Origin of the sequence: Pseudomonas sp. BN505 (assembly GCF_029873175.1) — a bacterium.
GTDB classification, from domain to species: Bacteria; Pseudomonadota; Gammaproteobacteria; order Pseudomonadales; family Pseudomonadaceae; genus Aquipseudomonas; species Aquipseudomonas putida.
In genome coordinates this window covers 684161-707593 of sequence record NZ_SSOI01000067.1, presented here as the reverse complement: position 1 = coordinate 707593, position 23433 = coordinate 684161, and the positions used below count along the sequence as shown (strand labels likewise).

The 23433-nt window shown below is 61.3% G+C and carries 18 protein-coding genes and 2 tRNA genes; 5 read left to right on the top strand and 15 right to left on the bottom strand.

Going from position 1 to position 23433, the window contains the following annotated elements; translation table 11 throughout:
* Window positions 1-105: 105 nt before the first annotated feature.
* Window positions 106-2406 carry a YgiQ family radical SAM protein gene (locus E8E78_RS25630; protein ID WP_041167906.1) on the bottom strand — a complete coding sequence of 767 codons (2301 nt, stop codon included), beginning with the start codon at window positions 2404-2406 and terminating at the stop codon, window positions 106-108.
* A gap of 669 nt (window positions 2407-3075) precedes the next feature.
* Here E8E78_RS25630 and E8E78_RS25625 point away from each other — a divergent pair.
* Window positions 3076-4023, top strand: coding sequence for an RHS repeat-associated core domain-containing protein (locus E8E78_RS25625; RefSeq protein ID WP_080889147.1), 948 nt, complete (start codon window positions 3076-3078; stop codon window positions 4021-4023).
* A 76-nt stretch (window positions 4024-4099) separates the two neighbouring features.
* Here the strand turns inward: E8E78_RS25625 and dnaB are convergent, their stop codons facing one another.
* From dnaB to rnr, 7 genes are all read right to left on the bottom strand, one after another.
* Entirely contained in the window at window positions 4100-5497 is a 1398-nt protein-coding gene (dnaB, locus tag E8E78_RS25620; protein WP_016501872.1) for a replicative DNA helicase, read from the bottom strand.
* Window positions 5498-5610: 113 nt separating this feature from the next.
* Window positions 5611-6057, bottom strand: coding sequence for a 50S ribosomal protein L9 (rplI, locus tag E8E78_RS25615; RefSeq protein WP_012316464.1), 447 nt, complete (start codon window positions 6055-6057; stop codon window positions 5611-5613).
* A 20-nt stretch (window positions 6058-6077) separates the two neighbouring features.
* Window positions 6078-6941 (bottom strand): hypothetical protein, encoded by an 864-nt coding sequence (locus E8E78_RS25610; RefSeq protein ID WP_049278197.1) that lies wholly within the window; start codon window positions 6939-6941, stop codon window positions 6078-6080.
* A gap of 33 nt (window positions 6942-6974) precedes the next feature.
* Window positions 6975-7205: a 30S ribosomal protein S18 gene (gene rpsR / locus E8E78_RS25605; protein ID WP_003249563.1), complete on the bottom strand. Its 231-nt coding sequence runs from the start codon at window positions 7203-7205 to the stop codon at window positions 6975-6977.
* 28 nt (window positions 7206-7233) lie between these two features.
* Window positions 7234-7659 (bottom strand): 30S ribosomal protein S6, encoded by a 426-nt coding sequence (gene rpsF / locus E8E78_RS25600; protein WP_003249557.1) that lies wholly within the window; start codon window positions 7657-7659, stop codon window positions 7234-7236.
* Window positions 7660-7964: 305 nt separating this feature from the next.
* On the bottom strand, window positions 7965-8711 hold the full coding sequence (gene rlmB / locus E8E78_RS25595; RefSeq protein ID WP_049278200.1) for a 23S rRNA (guanosine(2251)-2'-O)-methyltransferase RlmB: 747 nt from the start codon (window positions 8709-8711) through the stop codon (window positions 7965-7967).
* On the bottom strand, window positions 8708-11293 hold the full coding sequence (rnr, locus tag E8E78_RS25590; protein ID WP_049278202.1) for a ribonuclease R: 2586 nt from the start codon (window positions 11291-11293) through the stop codon (window positions 8708-8710). Before rnr ends, rlmB begins: the two co-directional genes overlap by 4 nt.
* A gap of 272 nt (window positions 11294-11565) precedes the next feature.
* On the opposite strand from rnr, the gene E8E78_RS25585 reads away from it, so the two are divergent.
* The 4 genes from E8E78_RS25585 (at window position 11566) to E8E78_RS25570 (ending at window position 14591) form a co-directional block, all read left to right on the top strand.
* A tRNA-Leu gene (locus E8E78_RS25585) sits at window positions 11566-11652 on the top strand.
* Window positions 11653-11740: 88 nt separating this feature from the next.
* Window positions 11741-11827: transfer RNA gene (locus E8E78_RS25580), tRNA-Leu, on the top strand.
* A gap of 185 nt (window positions 11828-12012) precedes the next feature.
* Window positions 12013-13026, top strand: coding sequence for an extracellular solute-binding protein (locus E8E78_RS25575; protein ID WP_016501876.1), 1014 nt, complete (start codon window positions 12013-12015; stop codon window positions 13024-13026).
* On the top strand, window positions 13026-14591 hold the full coding sequence (locus tag E8E78_RS25570) for an iron ABC transporter permease (protein WP_049275644.1): 1566 nt from the start codon (window positions 13026-13028) through the stop codon (window positions 14589-14591). Before E8E78_RS25575 ends, E8E78_RS25570 begins: the two co-directional genes overlap by 1 nt.
* Window positions 14592-14685: 94 nt before the next feature.
* On the opposite strand, the gene E8E78_RS25565 is transcribed toward E8E78_RS25570, so the two are convergent.
* From E8E78_RS25565 to hfq, 7 genes are all read right to left on the bottom strand, one after another.
* The gene (locus tag E8E78_RS25565) at window positions 14686-16620 is read right to left on the bottom strand and encodes a methyl-accepting chemotaxis protein (protein WP_049275647.1); all 1935 of its coding nucleotides are present in this window, start codon (window positions 16618-16620) and stop codon (window positions 14686-14688) included.
* A gap of 209 nt (window positions 16621-16829) precedes the next feature.
* Window positions 16830-18122 (bottom strand): adenylosuccinate synthase, encoded by a 1293-nt coding sequence (locus tag E8E78_RS25560; protein ID WP_016489441.1) that lies wholly within the window; start codon window positions 18120-18122, stop codon window positions 16830-16832.
* A 56-nt stretch (window positions 18123-18178) separates the two neighbouring features.
* On the bottom strand, window positions 18179-19366 hold the full coding sequence (locus tag E8E78_RS25555; RefSeq protein ID WP_016501880.1) for an ATP phosphoribosyltransferase regulatory subunit: 1188 nt from the start codon (window positions 19364-19366) through the stop codon (window positions 18179-18181).
* A gap of 301 nt (window positions 19367-19667) precedes the next feature.
* The gene (hflC, locus tag E8E78_RS25550) at window positions 19668-20537 is read right to left on the bottom strand and encodes a protease modulator HflC (protein WP_049275648.1); all 870 of its coding nucleotides are present in this window, start codon (window positions 20535-20537) and stop codon (window positions 19668-19670) included.
* A complete protein-coding gene (gene hflK, locus E8E78_RS25545) occupies window positions 20537-21718 on the bottom strand; it encodes an FtsH protease activity modulator HflK (RefSeq protein WP_049275649.1) in 1182 nt (393 codons plus the stop codon). The genes hflC and hflK overlap by 1 nt, the downstream gene beginning before the upstream one ends.
* Window positions 21719-21814: 96 nt before the next feature.
* A complete protein-coding gene (hflX, locus tag E8E78_RS25540) occupies window positions 21815-23116 on the bottom strand; it encodes a ribosome rescue GTPase HflX (RefSeq protein ID WP_016501882.1) in 1302 nt (433 codons plus the stop codon).
* Window positions 23117-23128: 12 nt separating this feature from the next.
* Entirely contained in the window at window positions 23129-23389 is a 261-nt protein-coding gene (gene hfq / locus E8E78_RS25535; RefSeq protein ID WP_016489445.1) for an RNA chaperone Hfq, read from the bottom strand.
* Window positions 23390-23433: the final 44 nt, after the last annotated feature.

Here is a 23433-nt window from a genome sequence, read left to right as displayed (position 1 = left end):
TGCGGTCCTTTCGCGGCACAAGGCCGCTCCTACAGGGAATCGCGGTTTCTTGTAGGAGCGGCCTTGTGCCGCGAAAGGGCTGCAAAGCAGCCCCAAACAGATCAATCAGCGCGGAATAACGGGCTGACGCGGCTTCTTGTTACCCTTACCGCCCTTGGCTGCTTCCTTGCGTTCCTTGGCCGCCTGCTGGTTACGCGCAAACGCCTCGGCCTTGGCCTTCTCACGCTTGTCCCATGGCTTGCTGCCATCGCTACCACGTGGCGGCAGGCCGGTGTGCTGGGTGAGGATCTTCTGCTCCTTGCCCACCTTGTGGCTACCCGCAGGCGTCGAGTTCTTGCGGCGCGCGCTCTGGTACGTGTCGGATTGCGGCTGGTGCAGCGGGATCAGCTGGTGCTTGCCCGGCCCGATCAGGTCGGCGCGACCCATACGTTCCAGCGCTTCACGCAGCATCGGCCAGCCCTTCGGGTCGTGGTAGCGCAAGAACGCCTTGTGCAGGCGGCGTTGCTCGTCGCTCTTGACGATCTCCACCCCTTCACTCTTGTAGGTCACTTTGCGCAGCGGGTTCTTGCCCGAGTGGTACATGGCCGTGGCCGAGGCCATCGGCGACGGGTAGAACGCCTGCACCTGGTCAGCGCGGAAGCCGTTACCCTTTAGCCACAGGGCCAGGTTCATCATGTCTTCGTCGGTGGTGCCCGGGTGAGCGGCGATAAAGTACGGGATCAGGTACTGCTCCTTGCCCGCCTCTTTCGAGTACTTCTCGAACATACGCTTGAAGCGGTCGTACGAGCCGATACCCGGCTTCATCATCTTGTCCAGCGGGCCACGCTCGGTGTGCTCCGGGGCAATCTTCAGGTAGCCGCCCACGTGGTGGGTAACCAGCTCCTTGACGTACTCCGGCGACTCCACGGCCAGGTCGTAGCGCAGGCCCGAGGCGATCAGGATCTTCTTCACACCTGGCAGGGCACGGGCCTTGCGGTACAGCTCGATCAGCGAGCTGTGGTCGGTGTTAAGGTTTTCGCAGATACCCGGGAACACGCACGACGGCTTGCGGCAGTGCTTCTCGATTTCATGGCTCTTGCAGGCGATGCGGTACATGTTGGCGGTCGGCCCGCCAAGGTCGGAGACCACGCCGGTGAAGCCCGGCACCTTGTCGCGCATCTCTTCGATCTCGTGCAGGATCGACTCGTGCGAGCGGTTCTGGATGATGCGGCCTTCGTGCTCGGTGATCGAGCAGAAGGTGCAGCCACCGAAGCAGCCACGCATGATGTTCACCGAGAAACGGATCATCTCGTAGGCCGGGATGCGCTCCTTGCCATAGGCCGGGTGTGGCACACGGGCGTAGGGCATGCCGAACACGTAGTCCATTTCTTCGGTGGTCATGGGGATGGGTGGCGGGTTGAACCACACATCCACTTCGCCATGCTTTTGCACCAGGGCGCGGGCGTTACCCGGGTTGGTCTCCAGGTGCAGCACGCGGTTGGCATGGGCATAGAGTACCGGGTCGTTACGTACTTTTTCGAACGACGGCAGGCGGATTACCGACTTTTCCCGGGTCACGCTCGGGCTGTCGAGAATCTGCACGACCTTGGCTTCGTTCGGGTCTTCCTGGTCGCCCTTGGCCTGCTCGATGGCGCAGGCCTGGGTGTCCTGGGTGTTTACGTACGGGTTGATGATCTTGTCGACGCGGCCCGGGCGGTCGATGCGGGTGGAGTCGATCTCGAACCAGCCCTGCGGGGTATCACGGCGCACGAACGCGGTGCCGCGGATGTCAGTGATGCTCTCGATCGTCTCGCCACTGGCCAGGCGCTGGGCCACTTCCACCACCGCACGCTCGGCGTTGCCGAACAGCAGGATGTCGGCGCTGGCGTCGATCAGGATCGAGTGACGCACCTTGTCCTGCCAGTAGTCGTAGTGGGCGATGCGGCGCAGCGAAGCCTCGATGCCGCCGAGTACGATCGGCACATGCTTGTAGGCTTCCTTGCAGCGCTGGCTGTACACCAGGCTGGCGCGGTCCGGACGGCTGCCGGCCAGGCCACCTGGGGTATAGGCGTCGTCGGAACGGATCTTCTTGTCTGCGGTGTAGCGGTTGATCATCGAATCCATGTTGCCCGCGGCCACGCCGAAGAACAGGTTCGGCTCGCCAAGCTTCATGAAGTCGTCTTTCGACTGCCAGTTCGGCTGGGCGATGATGCCCACGCGGAAGCCCTGGGCTTCCAGCAGGCGGCCGATGATGGCCATGCCGAACGACGGATGGTCGACGTAGGCATCACCGGTCACGATGATGATGTCGCAGGAATCCCAGCCGAGCAGATCCATCTCCTGCCTGCTCATTGGCAGGAAAGGTGCTGGCCCGAAGCATTCGGCCCAGTACTTGGGATAGTCGTAGAGTGGTTTGGCTGCTTGCATGTCAGTGACCGGTTCTGGTGTGCAGGGAAATCGCGGGCGCGGAATATAGCACAAATTTTGACCAAATCCGACTGGATTCGTGGGGATTGGTGGGTGGGGCGACGGTTGGGTGGGCGGGGGTTCCGGATGGCTGGCTTGGGGGTTGTGGTGGTGGGGTTGCCAGGTGTTCATGCATCCTGAAGCCAACACCTCACTGCTTCATCCCCAACTCAGCATCATCCATCAGCGCCTTGGCCATCGCACTCAGCTAATGGGCAGCCCAGATCATCATCGGCTTCTCATCCATCAACCCGGTGATGGTCAGTTCGCGCAAATACTCGAAATTCTCGACCGCCTGGCCGGGCCTCTTCGCGGGCATGCCCGCGAAAGGGCACATCCAGGCGACAACCAGGTCAAGAATCGTAGCGCGCTCCGCATGACTTTCGTCTTGAGGCCTGCCAAGAGCTGTCGGGCGTACGCCGGCAGGTTTGCTGCGCCTGTCAGATTGAGTGCCGCCTTTGCGGAGCTTCGCAAGCGGAGCTCTCTATTTATCGACATTTACGACGACATGTCCCCTGAGCGCACATCCAGAATTGATAGACAATTCTGCCTAGCATTTTTGTCAGTACCACGAAGCCAAATCAAGAAGTACAGTAAAAATTTTAAAGCTACTAGCAGCGAGGATGAAATATGCGATACTTTTATTGCGAAGATACATTGTCACATATTGCGCATGCCTCCACGAGCGAATCATTTTTCAGGTACGGTAGATACAACCTCTCGCTTAAAGTTCAGCAGAACCCCCAGCGACTTCTGAGCGTTGATCTTTTTAACACTCCACTTCTCGCCACCGCTCCAAACCAAGTTGTGTCTTACCGCTACAGCGCTTTTGGATTCAGCAGCCCCTCTAAAAACGAATGGGGCTTCAAAGGTGAGCGAAAAGACCCTATCAGCAGCGGTTACCTACTCGGAAATGGTCGCAGACTCTACAACCCGTCCATCATGCGATTTACCAGCCCAGACCCCTTAAGCCCATTCTCCAAAGGTGGCCTTAACTACTACGCATTCACCCTGAACGACCCTATTAACGGCAGTGACCCCACCGGATTGGTTACTCAATCTATAATTAACTTTAATGCCAAGCTTCACCCGAAGAAAACGTATCGTGGCGATATCCTGTGGCAACATGATGGGATAACTGCTTTCGCTGAAAAGCGTCGAACAGATGGCAATCTCGACACCCTTTACATCCTGAGTCACGGCGAAAAAGGTGTGTTATCGGGAAATGAACTCAACTATTCAGCTTTGGATATTTTCATCAGACTTAACCAAAAGGGTATTAAAATGCAGGGTAGACAAACACATTTTTTAGCTTGCTACTCTGCTACACCTGAGAATTTCGGGGGCTATTCAGTCGCTGATGAAATGGCCAAACTAACCGGGGTACAATCCTCAGGTTACGATGGCCCCGTCTCCGTTGCCGATGAAATCGACAAGAGCGGAAAGTTTGTCGCTCACCGCATCAGCAATCCAATTAATAATTTTCTTCTCGGGTTTACCGCAACCAAAGTCAGGGGGGGCAACATTCGAAACCCCCACAAAACACAAAATACAGGGCCTGGCGGCAGACACTGGTAGCGGCAGACTCAGCACCTGTAATGTATTCGTAGTCTCCCACCAACTCGCCGACCACTTTGATCAAGCTCAGCAGTCGTCACTCATCATCATCAAAGTTGTACATCCCCGGCGCCAAGTTTTCGAAGCGGGTGTACTTACCAATAAACGCCAGGCGTACAAAGCCGATGGGGCCGTTACGCTGTTTGCCGATGATGATTTCGGCAATGCCCTTGTGCTCGGTCTCCGGGTGATACACCTCGTCACGGTAGACGAACATGATCACGTCGGCGTCCTGCTCGATTGCACCGGACTCACGCAAGTCGGAGTTGATCGGGCGCTTGTTTGGCCGTTGCTCAAGGGAGCGGTTCAGCTGGGACAGTGCTACGACCGGGCAGTTGAACTCTTTGGCAAGGGCCTTGAGGGAGCGAGAAATCTCGGAAATTTCGTTGGTCCGATTATCACCACCGGAACCTGGAATCTGCATCAACTGCAGGTAGTCGACCATGATCAGGCCGATTTCGCCGTGCTCACGCGCCAGGCGGCGAGTCCGCGAACGCATTTCCGAAGGGCTGATGCCCGCTGTATCGTCGATGAACAGCTTGCGATCGTTGAGCAGGTTGACTGCCGAAGTCAGGCGCGGCCAGTCGTCGTCGTCCAGCTGGCCAGAACGCACTTTGGTCTGGTCAATACGGCCCAAGGACGAGAGCATACGCATGATCAGCGATTCACCTGGCATCTCGAGGGAGAACACCAGCACAGCCTTGTCGCTGCGCAGCACGGCATTCTCGACCAGGTTCATGGCAAACGTGGTCTTACCCATCGAGGGTCGGCCGGCGACAATGATCAAGTCCGCCGGCTGCAGGCCGCTGGTCTTCTCGTCCAGGTCGGTGTAACCGGTGGAAACACCGGTAATTTCGCTGTCAGAGTTGAACAGCGTATCGATGCGGTCGATGGCCTTGGTCAACAGCTCGTTGACGCCTACCGGGCCGCCGGTCTTTGGCCGCGCCTCGGCAATCTGGAAAATCTGCCGTTCGGCGTCGTCGAGAATTTCCTCGGCGTTGCGACCTTGGGGGTTAAAGGCGTTGTCGGCAATATCGGTGCTGATGCTGATCAGCTGGCGCAGCGTGGCGCGCTCGCGAATGATCGCGGCGTAGGCCTTGATGTTGGCCACCGATGGCGTGTTCTTGGCCAGTTCCGCCAAGTAAGCCAGGCCGCCGACCTGCGACGAAACGCCTTCCTTGTCCAACTGCTCGTGCAACGTGACCACGTCGAACGGGTGGTTAAGGTCCACCAGCTTATGGATGGCACGGTAGATCAGGCGATGGTCATGCCGGTAGAAATCGCCATCCGAAACCTGATCCAGCACCCGCTCCCAGGCGTTGTTGTCCAGCATCAGGCCACCGAGCACGGCCTGTTCGGCCTCGATGGAATGCGGCGGCACCTTCAGGGCGGCGGTTTGCAGGTCAAGCTGTTCGGAGGTTGTGATCTCGTTCATGGCCACGAAAGAATTCTGGAGGATGAAAAAGACAAAGGGCACGGCCTGTATAAAACAGGACCGTGCCCGATGTTAACCGCCTGACCCGCAAGGAGCCAGCCAGTTAGCGCAGCTTAGGCAGCTACGACAACCACGCGTACGGTGGCTTCAACGTCGCTGTGCAGGTGCACGGCTACGTCGTATTCGCCAACCTGACGGATGGTGCCGTTCGGCAGACGAACTTCAGCCTTGGCCACTTCAACGCCGGAGGCGGTCAGGGCGTCAGCGATGTCGTGGGTGCCGATCGAACCGAACAGCTTGCCTTCGTCGCCAGCGGTGGCAGTGATGGTCACTTCCAGCTCGGCCAGTTGGGCAGCGCGGCTTTCAGCCGACGATTTACGGTCAGCAGCTGCTTTTTCCAGCTCGGCGCGACGCTCTTCGAACGCAGCCAGGTTGGCGGCGTTGGCAACGGTGGCCTTGCCGAATGGCAGCAGGAAGTTACGGCCGTAACCAGCCTTAACTTTTACTTTGTCGCCCAGGTTGCCCAGGTTAGCGACTTTTTCCAGCAGGATCAGTTCCATTTGGTAAAACCTCTTAACTTTTAACCTTCACCGTTCGCGGAGTCATTCCCCTTGGGGGACTTGCGACCGCGAAAATCAATCAGGCTGTCGACAATGGCCAAAACCACCAGCAACGGATAAATCAGCTGCATGATCAGCGGTAGCGTCACGTACATGCCCACCAGCCAGAAACCGGCCAGTCGGCCCTGTGCCACCAGCCCATGCATCAAAGCGATGCCGGCCAGTACCAGTACCAGGCTCGAAGCCGATGCCAGGATGATGAACTGCGGTCCGAGGAACGGAGCCACCACCATCACTGCCACCAAGACCGCCATGGTCTGTTTTGGCAACTTCAGGGCGCGAAACTCGCGACCGAAGCCTCCAGGGTTGTACAACGCTGCCTGCCAGTAGCGCGCCAGCACCAAGGCCAGCACACTGAACAATTGCACCGTCACTGCTGTGGAAGCGACCAGCACAGGGCGGATCAGCTCACCGGAGAGCACGGGTTGCCCCTCGATTTTCGGCATGGCTTCGGCAAACGCCTTGGCCAGCACATCGAAGGTTTGCGCCAGCGCCAGATCGAGCACGAGGCTGAAAGCCACGGCGAACACGGCACTGACCACCAACACCCGGCTCCAGGGATGCTCGGCTCGCAACAGGGCGGCCAGGCTCAGGGCTCCTGCAATCACCAGAAAGGTGATGGGATCGCCCATGACCCACACGGCCAACCCGGCCAGCAGGCCGCCGGCGATGACCGTTGTAGCATCCTTGAAACCACGCCGCAGCAGCACAAAGCTGCATGCAGCGGCACTCAACCAGAACAGCAGCGGCAGTACCGCGCTGATGACCACCACGAGGGTGGCCTGCACACGACCGCGCATGATGAAACTTGCTAACGCTCGCATGCTAATCCCTTACTGCTTGTCGACGACCCGGTCTCAGCGGCCGTGGCTGTCGGTGTAGGGCAGCAGGGCCAGGAAGCGGGCGCGCTTGATAGCGGTAGCCAGCTGACGCTGATAACGAGCTTTGGTACCGGTGATGCGGCTTGGAACGATCTTGCCGGTTTCGGATACGTAAGCTTTCAGGGTGTTGAGATCTTTGAAGTCGATCTCTTTCACGTCTTCAGCAGTGAAGCGGCAGAATTTACGACGACGGAAGAAACGTGCCATTTAATAGGCTCCTCTAAAGGTCCGTGGATTACTCGTCAGCGTTATCGCTGGAGTCGCTGTCATTGCTGTCGTCGCCTTCGGCGGAGTCAGCATGCTCAGGACGCTCACGACGCTCACGGCGCTCGCTGCGGTTTTCTTCAGCCTTCAGCATCTCGGACTGGCCGGTAACGGCTTCGTCGCGACGGATGACCAGGTTACGGATAACGGCATCGTTGTAGCGGAAGTTGTCTTCCAGCTCGGCCAGGGCCTTGCCGGTGCACTCAACGTTCAGCATCACGTAGTGAGCCTTGTGAACATTGTTGATTGCGTAGGCCAGTTGACGACGGCCCCAGTCTTCCAGGCGGTGGATTTTGCCACCGTCTTCTTCGATCAGCTTGGTGTAACGCTCAACCATGCCGCCGACTTGCTCGCTCTGGTCCGGGTGAACCAGGAAGATGATTTCGTAATGACGCATGAATGCTCCTTACGGGTTAGTAGTCTGCCAGCGTATCTGGTCAGACAAGGAGTGAATGACACTGTATGTCTTGCACGGAGGGGAGGCACATGAGCGCCTGCCAGCTCGGCAAGGGGCGCAATTGTAGAGAAGGCGTGGCGCACAAGCAAGGCAATTGGCGAATATTTGAACAGCCTGAAACATATTCACAGGCTACCGGCCCTTTCGCGGGTAAACCCGCTCCCACAGGGACCCCACTGCTTGAAAGCCAGTGAAAAACCTGTGGGAGCGGGCGCGCCCGCGAATGGGCCGGAACAGGCTGAAGATCAGCGCTTGGCCTGACGCTGGCGCACGGCTTCGAACAGGCAAACCCCGGTTGCCACCGAAACGTTCAGGCTGCTGACGCTACCGCCCATCGGCAACTTCACCAGGAAGTCGCAGTGCTCGCGGGTCAACCGGCGCATGCCTTTGCCTTCGGCGCCCATGATCATGACCAGAGGCCCGGTCAGGTCCTGTTGGTAAATCTCCTGCTCGGCCTCGCCGGCGGTACCTACCACCCACAAGCCACGCTGCTGCAGCTTCTCCAGCGTACGCGCCAGGTTGGTCACGGCTACCAGCGGAATCACCTCTGCCGCGCCGCACGCCACCTTGCGCACCACAGGCGTCAGGGTCGCCGACTTATCCTTGGGCACCAGCACCGCCGTGGCACCGGCCGCATCGGCCGTGCGCAGGCATGCGCCGAGGTTGTGCGGGTCGGTAACACCGTCCAGCACCAGGATCAGCGGCGGCGTTTCGATGCGCTCGAGCAACTCTTCGAGCATCAATTCGCCCCACACCTGGCTTGGGCTCACCTCGGCGACAACGCCCTGGTGCACACCTTCAACCCAGGCGTCCATCTCACGGCGCTCGGCCTGGCCAACCTGCACGCGGTTTTCCGCAGCCAGCGCCAGCAGGGTCTGCAGGCGTGGCTCGCTGCGCCCTTCCGACAGCCAGATCTGCTTGACCCGCTTCGGATGGTGCTTCAGCAGCGCCTGCACGGCATGCACGCCGTAGATCTTTTCCAGCTGACTCATGACTTGCTCTTGCTCTTGCGTGGCGCGCCGGACTTCGGCGGGCCTTTACGGTGCTTGGTCGGTTTGCCGGCGGCCTTGCCGCCTTTGTCCGACTTGCTGCTGGACGAGCTGCCGGTGCGGGCATCGCTCATCAGCGCCTTTTTCATTTCACGGCTTTTGCGCACTTCGGCGTTACGCTGCACGGCGTCTTTCGGGAAATACGCCTCGGAGGTTTCGCTCTTGCGGCTGCGCGGCTTCGGCGTGGCCCTGGCCTCGACCGGTGCTGGCTCGGGCTTGTCGGCTTTGTCGGCAACCGGTGCGGCGCCTCGCTGCTTGCGGCCGATCGGCGCAGCCAGCGTCTTGTCGGCCACTTCGAAGTCGATCTTGCGCTCGTCCAGGTCAACACGCATGACCTTGACTTCAATCGTGTCGCCCAGGCGGAAGCTGCGCCCGGTGCGCTCACCGGACAGGCGGTGGTGGACCGGGTCGAAGTGGTAGTAGTCGCCCGGCAGCGCACTGACGTGTACCAGGCCTTCCACATAGATATCGGTCAGCTCGACGAACAGGCCGAAGCCGGTCACCGCGGTGATCACACCCGGGAAGGTTTCGCCCACGCGATCCTTCATGTACTCGCACTTGAGCCAGTTGACCACGTCACGGGTGGCTTCATCAGCCCGGCGCTCGGTCATCGAGCACTGCTCACCAAGCTGCTCGAGAGTGTTTTCGTCGTACGGGTAGATGCGCGCCTTGGGGATGCTCATGGCGCCGGCACGCTTCACGTGCGGGGTGTCGACCTTGGAACGGATGATGCTGCGGATGGCGCGGTGCACCAGCAGGTCCGGGTAACGGCGGATCGGCGAGGTGAAGTGGGTGTAGGCCTCGTAATTCAAGCCGAAGTGGCCGTTGTTTTCGGTGCTGTACACCGCCTGGCTCAGCGAGCGCAGCATTACGGTCTGGATCAGGTGGAAATCCGGGCGCCCGGCGATGCTTGCCAGCAGGGCCTGGTAATCCTTCGGCGACGGGTCCTTGCCCTTGTGCAGGCTCAAGCCCAGCTCGCCGAGGAACGCACGCAGCTTTTCCAGGCGCTCCGGCGGCGGGCCGTCGTGCACCCGGTACAGTGCCGGCACGCCGTGCTTCTGAAGGAACTCGGCGGTGGCCACGTTGGCCGCCAGCATGCATTCCTCGATCAGCTTGTGGGCGTCGTTACGAACAGTTGGGCGAATTTCCGCGATCTTGCGCTGATCGCCGAAGATGATTCGGGTTTCCTGGGTCTCGAAATCGATGGCACCCCGGGCGTGACGGGCATCCAGCAGCACCTTGTACAGGTTGTACAGGTTCTTCAGGTCCGGCACGACTTCCTTGTACTCTTCGCGCAGCGCCTTGCCCTCACGGGTGCGGGCGTGCTCGAGCATGCTGCTGACCTTGTTGTAGGTCAGGCGGGCGTGGGAGTGGATGACGCCTTCGTAGAACTGGTAGTCGACCATCTGGCCGGCTTTGTTCATGGTCATTTCACAGACCATGGCCAAGCGGTCGACGTGCGGGTTCAGCGAGCACAGGCCGTTGGACAGCTCTTCGGGGAGCATCGGCACCACGCGCTCGGGGAAGTACACCGAGTTACCGCGTTGCTGGGCCTCGACGTCCAGGGCCGAGCCCAGGCGCACATAGCTGGATACGTCGGCGATGGCCACATACAGGCGCCAGCCACCGGAGAACAGGCGCAGCTTACCCAGCGGTTCGCAATAGACAGCGTCATCGAAGTCGCGGGCGTCTTCACCGTCGATGGTGACGAACGGCAAATGACGCAGGTCGACGCGCTTCTCTTTGTCCTTCTCTTCGACTTCGGAGCGGAACTTGCGCGCTTCCTTGACCACATCTTCGGGCCAGACGTGCGGGATGTCGTAGCTGCGCAGGGCAACGTCGATTTCCATGCCCGGCGCCATGTAGTTGCCGATGACCTCTACCACATCGCCTTGCGGCTGGAAGCGCGGGGTTGGCCAGTGGGTGATCTTGATTTCGACAAACTGGCCGATCTTGGCACCACCATTACGCCCGGCGGTCACCAGCACTTCCTGCTGGATTTTCGGGTTGTCCGGGGTTACGTAGCCAATGCCGCCTTCTTCGAAGTAGCGGCCGACCACGCTTTCGTGGGCACGGGAGATGACCTCGACGATCACGCCTTCACGGCGCCCACGGCGGTCGGTACCGGACACCCGCGCCAATGCACGGTCGCCATCGAAGGCCAGGCGCATCTGCGACGGGCTGAGGAACAGGTCATCGCTGCCATCATCGGGGATGAGGAAACCAAACCCATCGCGATGGCCGGAGATACGGCCGCAGATCAGGTCGAGCTTGTCCACCGGGGCATAAGTGCCGCGCCGGGTATAGATAAGCTGGCCGTCGCGTTCCATGGCACGCAGACGGCGGCGCAGGGCTTCGATCTGGTCTTCTTCATACAGACCAAACTCTTTCGCCAGCTCCTCGCGCGCAGCGGGCTCGCCACGGTCAGCAAGGCGCTGCAGGATCAGCTCACGGCTGGGAATGGGGTTGTCGTATTTTTCCGCTTCGCGAGCGGCCTCGGGATCGAGGGATTGCCAATCGGCCATCAGAAGGGGTTCACCTTGGGGTATATAGATAGGAATTCTGGCATAGGCCTATTGAAACCGGAAATGTCTGGCTTGGACAGCCCCCACTGCTGTGCTTCCAAAGCAGTAATAGGCCTGTGGAATCAACAAGTTGAATTTTTTGAAATTTTTTTTGATTGGGGGGTTTACAGCCCTGGGGAGCGTCCGTATAGTGCGCACCACAACGACGGACAACCCCGACGTTGTAGTAGAGATGAACGGCGCTGTAAAGCATCTTGTAATCTCGAATGTGTGCCCAGGTGGCGGAATTGGTAGACGCGCTGGTTTCAGGTATCAGTGACCGCAAGGTCGTGGAAGTTCGAGTCTTCTCCTGGGCACCAAATATTTCCAAGTAATAGATGACCAAGGATCTGTTACTACTGTGTGAAAGCGAACAATAGTCGCCTTCATCAGATGATGCAAAGCTTTGCCCAGGTGGCGGAATTGGTAGACGCGCTGGTTTCAGGTATCAGTGACCGCAAGGTCGTGGAAGTTCGAGTCTTCTCCTGGGCACCATATAAAAACCCACTAGCTTGCTAGTGGGTTTTTTCTTGCCTGCGTTTTTTGCCCCCGCCCTTCCCGCGCGCTCCCAGTGCCTACACCATGGTCTGCCCATGAATTTCTCGTCATACGGCCACTTGAGAAACAATTTCGTTTACCATTGTTTCCAAATATGTAGCCGTAAGCGAGGAAGTACCCGCATGACGATCCGCCCGCAACCGCTGATGCGCACCTTGGCCGCCGCCGTGCTGAGCCTGGTCATCGGCGCTCCGGCCGCCATGGCAGACGCACCGGTCACCCTGACCATGTACAACGGTCAGCACAAGGAAATCGGCGAAGCCATCGCCAAGGCCTACGAGGCCAAGACCGGTATTCACATCGACATTCGCAAGGGCAGCAGCAACCAGCTGGCCAGCCAGATCATCGAAGAAGGCGACCGGTCGCCGGCCGACATCATCTACACCGAAGAGTCCCCGCCCCTGAACAACCTGGGCGAGCTGGGCCTGCTGGCAAAGATCGACGACGCCACCTCGAACATGGTGCCCAAGGAGTACGTTGGCGCCAACGGCACCTGGATGGGCATCACGGCCCGTACCCGCATCGTGGTGTACAACCCGAAAAAGGTCGACGAAAAAGACCTGCCAACCACGGTGATGGACTTCGCCAACCCCGAGTGGGAAGGCCGCGTCGGCTATGTACCCACCAGTGGTGCGTTCCAGGAGCAGGCCGTGGCCATCCTGAAAATGCACGGTCGAGAAGCCACCGAAGAATGGCTGACCGGCCTGAAAGCCTTCGGCAAGACCTACACCAATAACATGGTCGCCCTCAAAGCCGTGGAAAAAGGCGAAGTGGCTGCGGTACTGGTGAACAACTACTACTGGTACGCGCTTGAACGCGAACGCGGCAAGCTGGACACCAAACTCTACTACCTGGCCGACGGCGATGCCGGCAACCTGGTCACCATCTCCGGCGCGGCCGTGGTCAAGGCCAGCAAGCACCCGAAAGAAGCCCAGGCCCTGCTCAACTGGATGGCCAGCGAAGAAGGCCAGCGCGTGATCACCCAGACCACCGCTGAGTACCCGCTGCACAAGGGCATGGTTTCTGACCGTGGCCTGAAGCCGTTCGATGAGCTGCGCCCGCCGAAGATCTCGCCGGCTGACCTGGGTAACGCCGAAGAAGCCATCGAGCTTGAGCGCGAGGTCGGTCTGCTCTGATGACTGCCGCCCTGTCCGCACCGGCGCCGGTGCGCTTCGTACCGCGCAGCAAGCGCCCCTCCATCTGGGTGGTGCTGCCTGTGCTGTTCCTGGTGGCGATGAGCCTGCTGCCACTGGCCTATGTCGCCATCAAAGCCTGGGAAGCCGGCTGGCGCGAAGCCTTGCACCTGCTGTGGCGCCCCTTTGTCTGGGGGCTGATGCGCAACACCCTGTTGCTGATGGTCGGGGTGACGCTGACGTGCATGGTGGTCGGCCTGGCGCTGGCCTGGCTGCTGGAGCGCAGCAACCTGGCCGGCCGCCGGCTGTGGGGCGTGGTGCTGTGCCTGCCGTTCGCCGTGCCGTCGTTCGTCAGCAGCTTCACCTGGGTGTCGCTGAGTTCGGACTTCGAAGGCCTCGGCGGGGCGATCATGGTCATGGCCCTGTCCAAATACCCGTTGGTGTTCCTGCCCGTTGCCGCAACCCTGCGCAACCTCGACACCTCGCTGGAGGAGTCGGCGCGCACCTTGGGGTGCAGCCGCTGGGGCGTGTTCAGCAAGGTCACCCTGCCGCTGCTGTGGCCATCGATGCTCGGCGGTGCGCTGCTGATTGCCCTGCACATGCTGGTTGAGTTCGGCGCCTTGTCGATCCTCGGCCTGCAAACCTTCACCACCGCCATCTACCAACAGTTCGAACTGGAGTTCAGCAACGCCAACGCGGCCATGCTGTCTGCCGTGTTGCTGGCGATGTGCCTGGTGATGCTGTGGCTGGAACTGCGCGTACGCGGCAAAGCCCGCCATGTGCGCATCGGCCAGGGCGTAGCCCGGCGTGCGCAACCGGTACGGCTGCGTGGCTGGTCGGCGCTGGCGCAGCTGTTCTGCGTGGGCCTGGCGGTGCTGGGCAGCGGTATTCCGCTGGCCATGCTCGGCTACTGGCTGAGCGTGGGTTCATCGGCAGCATTCCCGGTAGCGGCCATCTCCAAGGCGCTGTTCACCTCGCTGTCGGTGTCGCTTGGCGGTGCTGGCTTCTGCGTGTTGTTGGCCCTGCCGATCAGCTTCCTGGTGGTGCGCTACAAGGGTCGCCTGGCGATCTGGGCCGAGCGCCTGCCTTACCTGCTGCACGCCCTGCCCGGCCTGGTGATTGCCCTGACCCTGGTGTTCTTCGCCCTGCACTACGTGCCGGCGCTGTACCAGACCACGGCACTGCTGCTGCTGGCCTATGCGCTGCTGTTTTTGCCACTGGCGCAGTCGCCGGTACGCACCGCACTGAACAAGGCCTCGCCAACGCTTGAGGAAGCTGCACGCACCCTGGGCGCGAGCAGCTTTACCGCGTTCTGCCGGGTGACCCTGCCGATCATCTTCCCGGCCATGGCGGCGGCTTTTGCGCTGGTGTTCCTGGATGCCATGAAGGAGCTGACTGCCACGCTACTGCTCAGCCCGACCGGGATGACCACACTGGCCACCGAGGTGTGGGCGCATACAGCCAACGTCGAGTTCGCGGCGGCGGCGCCTTATGCGGCACTGCTGATCGTGGTGTCGGGGTTGCCGGTTTATCTGCTGACGACGCGGATGTACCTGAACAAGGCTTGAATGGTCCGCCTCGATTGCTGTGCCGTTGCGTATATCGAGCGCCGCGCGGGCGGCGCTCGATCTCACAGGCGCCGAAACCTCACGACACCCCATCTCAAGCTCTAAACTGCCCCAGGCTGGCCCGCAATTGCGCGGCCAGGTCATCCAGCACCTTGCTGCTCGCCGTGGTCTGCATCACCACTTCGGCCGAGCGCTCAGCCTGGGCATGGATAGTCTCCACCCGACCACGCACTGCCTGCGCCCCGCTCGCCTGCTGCTCGGCTGCACGGGTGGCCAGGCCAATGGCCGCATGCACCTGCTCCACCGCCGCCTGCACGGACTGCTGCCGGCGCTCGTTATCACGCAGTACCAGCAGCCCTTCGCTGGCCTTGAGCCCGGCCTGGCTGATGGTCGCCACGGCTTCCTTGGCGCCTTTCTGCAGCGCCGCGATGTGCGACTGGATATCCCCCGTGGAGCTCTGCGTCTTGCTCGCCAGCGCCCGCACCTCATCGGCCACCACGGCAAACCCGCGCCCGGTCTCACCTGCCCGGGCGGCTTCAATGGCCGCGTTCAGCGCCAGCAGGTTGGTCTGCTCGGCAATCCCGTGGATCACCGTCAGCACCACTTCGATCTGCTCACTCTGCTTGGCCAGGCGCTCGATCACCTGAGAGCCCGATTCGACCTGCCCGGCAAGGTTCTCGATCAGGCTCGCCAGTTGCGTCGAGGAACGGCTGTTCTCATCGGTCGCCTGGCGAATGTCCACCACCTGCTGCAACGCCGCCTGCATGGCATGGCTTTCAGCCTGAGCCTCGTCCGCCATGCTCGAAAGGTCGCGCAGGCTGGCTGCCACTTCATCGCGTTGCAGTGCCGCAGCCGCATCAGCGCCGGCATTGCGCTGGGCCATCGCGCCAATCTCGACACCGGTACGCTGCGCCACCTCGCCCGCCTCCCGCACGATCGGTTGCAGCTTGTCGACAAAGCGGTTCACCGCCGAAGCCATGTCGCCAATTTCGTCGCGGCTGTCGAGCGGCACGCGCCTGGTCAGGTCACCTTCGCCCGCCGCCAGGTCGTCCAGGGCAGCAATCAGCAGGCGCAGCTTGCTCAGCACTCGGCGGCCAAGCACCACGGCCACCACCAACAGCACACCCAGGCCGACCAGCACCAGGCCCAGGCCAATACGCCAGCGCAGTTCGGCAGCGGCATCGCGCACAGTCTGTGCGGTATTGGCCTGCATCGCTGCAGCACTGCCTTGCGCCTTCTCCAGGCGCTCACGCAGGGTTTTGCCGCTGTCGGCTGCGGCACCCACCAAGCTGTCGCCAACCAGTTGCTCACCGCTGGCAATCAGCGCCGCGAAGCGCTGGTCCAGGGCCTTGAGCTCCTGGTCGATGCCCGCCGTGGAAACCCCCATCACCACCTTGCCGATTTCTGCGCCATTGGGGTTGATCGAAGCTTCGACAAAGTACACCGCCGGGTCGTGGCGCGCGGCATTGATCACCTTGTCCAGCGCACGCTCGCCCTGGCCCTTGTCCATCAAAGCCTGGTTGATCGGGTTTTGCCGGTTCAGGTAACGGGTCAGGTGCTGGCCCTGGGCATCGTCGTACACCACGAACAGCACGTTGGGGTTACGCTGGGCACGCCGGGCAAAGTCGGAGAGCACTGGCACATCGTTGTCCCAGATCGCCCGCGGGGCAACCGAAGCCAGCAGCTCGGCCATGTCGTTGGCGGAGTCCTTCAGGTTCTTTTCCAAGGTGCTGCGCAGTTGCTGCTGTTCGCTTTGCAGGCGCTCCGACAACCCGGCGCTCAGGCGCTGGCGGGTGCTGCTGGACAGGCCGTCGAGGCCCGAGCGCACATCTTGCCCGGCTTGCTCCAAGTCATTGGCCAGCTGTCGGCTATCGTTACCCAGGCGTTCGCCAAGGTCGGCCTCGAGGGCAGTGACCGTGCTTCGGGTAAGCGCAACGGCAACCAGCACCTGCACCAAAAGAGCGATACCAAGGGCAACAAACACAGGCCGCAAAAGGCGGCTTCGTAACAGTGAGAGGATGGCAGACACGGTGTAACCCTCGTGTTTTCTGGCGCCACTATTCTGATGGCATCTTCAGAAACTTCTTACAGCAAGGGTTGTGCCGGAGGCAGCAGGGATAAACGCCATGGTTCAGCAAGGGGGGTTGCCGGCGATAGGGCCAATGCAGGCATACCCCACAAATGAAAACGCCGCGGCCCTTTTCAGGGCCACGGCGTCAGATCAGCCTGGAGGGCGGATCAGGCGAACGGGTGACGCAGCACGATGGTCTCGTTGCGGTCCGGGCCGGTCGAAATGATGTCGATCGGCGCGCCGACCAGCTCTTCGATGCGCTTGATGTAGTCACGCGCAGCTTGCGGCAGCTCTTCCAGGGTTTTTGCACCCAGGGTCGACTCGCTCCAGCCTGGCATCTCTTCGTACACCGGCTCCAGGCCGATGTAGCTGTCGGCATCGGAAGGCGCGTCGATGACAGCACCGTTCTCGTTCTTGTAGCCAACGCAGATGTTGATGGTTTCCAGGCCGTCCAGCACGTCCAGCTTGGTCAGGCAGATGCCCGAGATGCTGTTGACGTCGATGGCGCGACGCAGGATGACGGCATCGAACCAGCCGCAACGACGGGCACGGCCAGTGGTGGAGCCGAACTCGTGGCCACGCTTGGCCAGGGTAGCGCCGGTCTCGTCGAACAGTTCGGTCGGGAACGGACCGGAACCCACGCGAGTGGTGTAGGCCTTGGTGATACCCAGGATGTAGTCCAGGTACATCGGGCCAACGCCGGAACCGGTGGAGATACCGCCAGCGGTGGTGTTGGAGCTGGTGACGTACGGGTAAGTACCGTGGTCGATGTCCAGCAGCGAGCCCTGGGCACCTTCGAACATGATGTCCTTGCCGGCGCGACGCAGGTTGTGCAGCTCGGCGGTGACGTCGAGCATCATCGGCTTGAGCTGTTCAGCGTAGGCCATGCATTCGTCCAGGGTTTGCTGGAAGTCAATGGCCGGCTCTTTGTAGTAGTTCACCAGCTGGAAGTTGTGGTAGTCCAGCAGCTCACCCAGCTTGGCAGCGAAACGCTCGCGGTGGAACAGGTCGCCCACACGCAGGCCGCGGCGCGCGACCTTGTCTTCGTAGGCTGGGCCGATACCACGGCCGGTGGTGCCGATCTTGGCTTCGCCACGGGCTTTTTCGCGGGCCTGGTCCAGGGCCACGTGGTACGACAGGATCAGCGGTGCAGCCGGGGAGATGCGCAGGCGCTCACGCACCGGTACGCCCTTCTCTTCCAGCTTGGTGATTTCGCGCATCAGGGCGTCCGGGGCAACGACCACGCCGTTGCCGATCAGGCACTGTACGCCTTCACGCAGGATGCCGGACGGAATCAGGTGCAGAACGGTCTTTTCACCGTTGATCACCAGGGTGTGACCCGCGTTGTGGCCCCCCTGGTAGCGCACTACGGCGGCAGCATGTTCGGTCAGCAGATCGACGATCTTGCCTTTGCCCTCATCACCCCACTGGGTGCCCAGGACGACGACATTCTTACCCATTACATTGGTCCTCATTCACGCAAACTTGGTTGCCGGCCTGTTGCCGACGCAGAAACTCACTGGGCCAGCGGCAGAACCTGCCAGCGCCCGTCTTGCTGAATCAATTGCCGATCACAATCCGCCTCGAGAGCAGCACTCAACGGCTGGCCAGGCAGGGCCTGGACCACACGCTGGCCCTCGTTGCGCAACTGGCAGACTTGCTGCCAGAGGGCCGCGTCGCCACTGTCCGGCATCCAGATGCCGCCCGTTGGCAATACGACCTCCGCTCGCCCCAGTGTGACCAGGGTCTTCAAATCCGTGGAGAAACCGGTGGCCGGGCGTGCCCGGCCAAAGTCGGCGCCGATGTCGTCGTAGCGCCCGCCTTGGGCGATCGATTGACCCTCGCCCGGTACGAACACGGCGAACACCACGCCGGTGTGATAGTTGTAGCCGCGCAGCTCGCCGAGGTCGAAGTACAGCGGCAGGTCCGGGAAGCGCGACGCCAGGCGATCGGCGATCGACAGCAGGTCGTCCAGCGCCGCCAGCACGCCGGCCGGAGCACGGCCCAGGCGCACCCGGGCTTCGGCCAGCACTTCACGGCCACCGCACAGCTCGACCAGTGCGCGCAGCATGTTGCCAAGGTCCTTCGGCAGGTCGGCGGTCAGCGCCTGCACCTCATCGACGGCCTTGCGCTGCAGGGCATCGAACAGCTGCTGCTCGACCGCACCGGACAGGCCGGCAGCACGGGCCAGGCCGCGGTAGATACCGACGTGGCCCAGGTCCATGTGTACGTCCGGCACATCGGCCAGTTGCAGCGTGGCCAGCATCAGGCTGATGACTTCCACGTCGCTGGTCGGGCTGGCATCGCCATACAGCTCGGCGCCCAGCTGGATCGGGCTGCGCGAGGTGGACAGTGCACGCGGCTGGGCGTGCAGCACGCTGCCGGCGTAGCACAGGCGGCTCGGGCCTTCACGGCGCAGGGTGTGGGCGTCGATGCGCGCCACCTGCGGGGTGAAGTCGGCGCGGAAGCCCATCAGGCGGCCGGACTGCGGGTCCACTACCTTGAAGGTGCGCTGATCCAGGTCCTGGCCGGCGCCGGTGAGCAGCGACTCCAGGTACTCGATATGCGGGGTGACGACCAGCTCGTAGCCCCAACTCTGGAACAGGTCCAACACCTGACGGCGCGCGATCTCGATGCGCGCAGCCTCAGGTGGCAGTACTTCCTCGATGCCATCTGGCAGCAGCCAGCGGTCTACCGTTGCCATTACGCCTTTTCCCCTCTGGTCCGGGCGGCTTGCCAGCAGGCGAGCCGTCAGTAAAGCCGGTATCGCGCACAGCAGCGGGCAGCACTGATCCCAGCGCAGCCACCGTACCCGATACCCTCGAATTGCCTTGCGAGCTGACCAAACCGTCAACCGGCGCTTTGCCAATCAACCTTTCAGACGCAAAAAAGCCGGGAAATTTCCCGGCTGCCTCATCATACACCCCTTTTCATTCAGGATGCACCCCGCCTGGTGTTTTAGCTGCCCGGCGGGGCGCCCCTGCACGAAAATCAGGGCCTGAGCATCACGGCCTGCTCTTGTCCAGGTAACGGAAGAACTCGTTCTTCGGGTCCAGGACCATCACGTCGCTCTTGCTCGAGAAGCTCTCGCGGTACGCCTGCAGGCTACGGTGGAACGCATAGAAATCAGCGTCTTGGCTGTAGGCCTTGGCATAGATAGCGGCCGCCTGGGCGTCGCCATCACCACGGGTTTCTTCTGCTTCGCGGTAGGCCTCTGCCAGCAGCACACGGCGCTGACGGTCGGCATCGGCACGGATACCTTCCGCCAGCTCGTTACCCTTGGCACGGTGCTCGCGGGCTTCACGCTCACGCTCGGTGCTCATGCGGTCGAACACGCTGCGGTTGACTTCCTTCGGCAGGTCGATGGCCTTGACGCGCACGTCGACCACCTCGATGCCCAGCTCCTTGTTGGCCATGCGGTTCAGCGATGCAGTGATGTCAGCCATCAGCGCGTCACGTTCACCGGAAACCACTTCGTGCAGGGTACGTTTACCGAACTGGTCGCGCAGGCCACTTTCCAGACGACGCGACAGACGCTCGTCGGCGATCTGCTTCATGCCGGACGTGGCGGTGTAGAAGCGTTCAGCGTCCTTGACACGCCACTTGGCATAGGCGTCGACCATCACCGCTTTCTTTTCCAGGGTCAGGAACCGCTGGGTCGGTGCGTCGAGGGTCATCAGTCGGGCGTCGAACCTGCGCACCTGGTTAACGTATGGAATCTTCACGTGCAAGCCTGGCTGAACATCCGCCTCGACCACCTTACCGAAACGCAGCAGTACGGCACGCTCGGTCTGGGACACGATGTAGAAGCTGTTCCATGCCACGATGGCCAGGACCACGGCGGCGATCAGGGCGATCAGCGATCTATTGCTCATCAGCGGCTCTCCCTAGTACGCAGCGGCTGCTGTTGCTGTTGCATGTCCTGCGCGGCACGGGCGGCCGCATCATTGGCCGATGGCGACACGCTGGTGGTTGGCACGGACGGCCTGCGGCTGCCCTCGACCATCTTGTCCAGCGGCAGGTAGAGCAGGTTGCTCTGCCCGTCCTTGGTTGCCACCATGACCTTGCTCGAGTTGCTGTAGACCTCTTGCATGGTCTCCAGATACAGACGCTCACGGGTTACGTCAGGCGCCTTGCGGTACTCTGCAAGCAGCTTGGTGAAGCGGTCTGCCTCACCCTTGGCGCGGGCGATGACTTCGTCGCGGTAACCATTGGCGTCCTCGATGATGCGCTGGGCCTGACCACGGGCTTCCGGCACCACGCCATTGGCATAGGACTCGGCCTGGTTGCGGGCACGCTGCTCGTCTTCGCGGGCGCGGATCACGTCGTCGAAGGCTTCCTGCACTTCACGCGGGGCTGCCGCGCTCTGTACGTTGACCTGGGTAACGGTGATACCGGTACGGTAGGTGTCGAGGAAGCGCTGCAGGCGTTCGCGGATATCCACGGCCATCTGCTCACGACCCTCGGTCAACACCTGGTCCATCGAAGTGGAACCCACCACGTGACGCAGTGCACTCTCGGTCGCGTGCTGCAAACTCACCTCAGGCTGGTCGACGTTGAGCACGAAGTCCTGCAGGTTGCTGATCTTGTACTGGACGGTCAGCGGCACCTCGACGATGTTCTCGTCTTCGGTCAGCATCTGGCCCTGCTTGGTGTAGGCACGCTCACGCGTGACGTTTTCCATGTACTTGCGATCAAACGGCGGGAAGTAGATGTTCAGGCCGGGACCGACCGTCTCATAGTACTTGCCGAGGCGCAGCACAACCGCCTGCTCCTGCTCGTCGACCACATACACGGCGCTGTACAGCCAGATTGCAGCCAGCACCGCCAGGCCGATGCCCAGCAGGCCCAGGCCACCGCCCTTGCCGACATTGCGATCACCGCCGCCACGTTTCTTGCTGCCGCCGAACATGCCATTCAGGCTGTCCTGCAGTTTGCGGAAGGCCTCGTCCAGATCCGGTGGACCTTTCTTGTCACCACCACCGCCACCGCCACCACGGCGGCCGCCCCAGGGATCCTGATTGTTCGAGTTGCCACCCGGCTCGTTCCAAGCCATAGCGCTCTCCATCTGATAAAGCAAAGACGCGCCCACGGCGCGCCGTCCAATGCTACAGAATGCCTGTCACTGCTGCCCGGCGACCTCGACGAGCATTTATTGCAAAGTGTGTTGCTCGACAAACACTTGCGGCTCCATGCCTTCGCGGCTGACCAGGCGATTCAGTTCGACCATGGGCAGTCGCACGCTCAGCAGGCTGCGCCCTTCTTCATCATGCTCTTCACTCTGCACGGCCCCCAGAGCAAAGAATTGCGCGCGCAAGCGGGCAAAACGCTGCTCCAGACACAGGGTACCGACAAACAGATCATCCCCCAGCAACTCGGCAATCGCCTGGCCAACCAGCTCCAGACCACGCCCATCACGTGCCGATACCCAGACCCGTTCAGGCTTGCCATCGGCATTGCGCTGGATCTGCGGCTCGACATCTTCGAGCAGGTCGAGTTTGTTATACACCTCGAGGATGGGCAAGCCTTCAGCGCCAATCTCGCCCAACACGGCCAGCACCTGCTCGATCTGTTCCATGCGCTCTGGCTCATGGGCGTCGATCACGTGCAGCAGCAGGTCGGAGTTGCTCGACTCTTCGAGCGTAGCCCGAAATGCCTCGACCAGCTTGTGCGGCAGGTGGCGAATGAAGCCCACGGTGTCGGCCAGCACGATCGGCCCCAGGTCGTTGAGCTCGAGCCGGCGCAGGGTCGGGTCGAGGGTGGCGAACAGCTGATCCGCGGCGTACACCTCGGATTCGGTCAGGGCGTTGAACAGCGTGGACTTGCCGGCGTTGGTGTAACCCACCAGCGACACTGAAGGGATATCCGCGCGCTTGCGACCGCGACGCGCCTGCTCACGCTGGCTGCGTACCTTCTCCAGGCGTGACTTGATCTGGCGAATGCGCACCCGCAACAGGCGGCGGTCGGTTTCGAGCTGGGTTTCACCCGGGCCACGCAGGCCGATCCCCCCTTTTTGTCGCTCAAGGTGGGTCCAGCCACGCACCAGCCGCGTGCTCATGTGATCAAGCTGGGCCAGTTCGACCTGCAGCTTGCCTTCATGGGTACGCGCCCGTTGGGCGAAAATATCGAGGATCAGCCCGGTACGATCGAGCACACGGCACTCGAACACTCGTTCAAGGTTGCGCTCCTGACTGGGCGTGAGGGTGTGATTGAAAATCACAAGGTCTACCTGTTCGGCATGGACCAGGTCGTGCAATTCCTCGACCTTGCCGCTGCCAATCAGGTATTTGGCCGTTGGCTGATGCCGTGTCACGGTCACCAGCGAGACGATATCCGCCCCGGCCGACAGTGCCAGCTCCCGAAACTCCTGCGGATCTTCGCGCGCCTCAGGGTTCTGACCTTCCAAGTGAACGAGCAACGCCCGTTCACCACCACCGTGGCGCTCAAAGAACAATGCAGGCTCCTATCAGGCGTTGCCTGGCTCGCTGTCGCCGAGGTCGGAATCGGACGGGCTTGGCAGGCGAACCGGACGGGCAGGCACCACGGTCGAAATGGCGTGTTTGTAAACCATTTGGCTGACGGTGTTCTTCAGCAGTACCACGAACTGGTCGAACGATTCGATCGAGCCCTGCAGTTTGATGCCGTTGACCAGATAGATCGATACCGGAACCTTTTCTTTTCTCAAGGTGTTCAAGTAAGGGTCTTGTAGCGAATGCCCTTTTGACATATGCCGCACTCCTGTAAGGATAAATAATAGAAAATCAAGAAAAT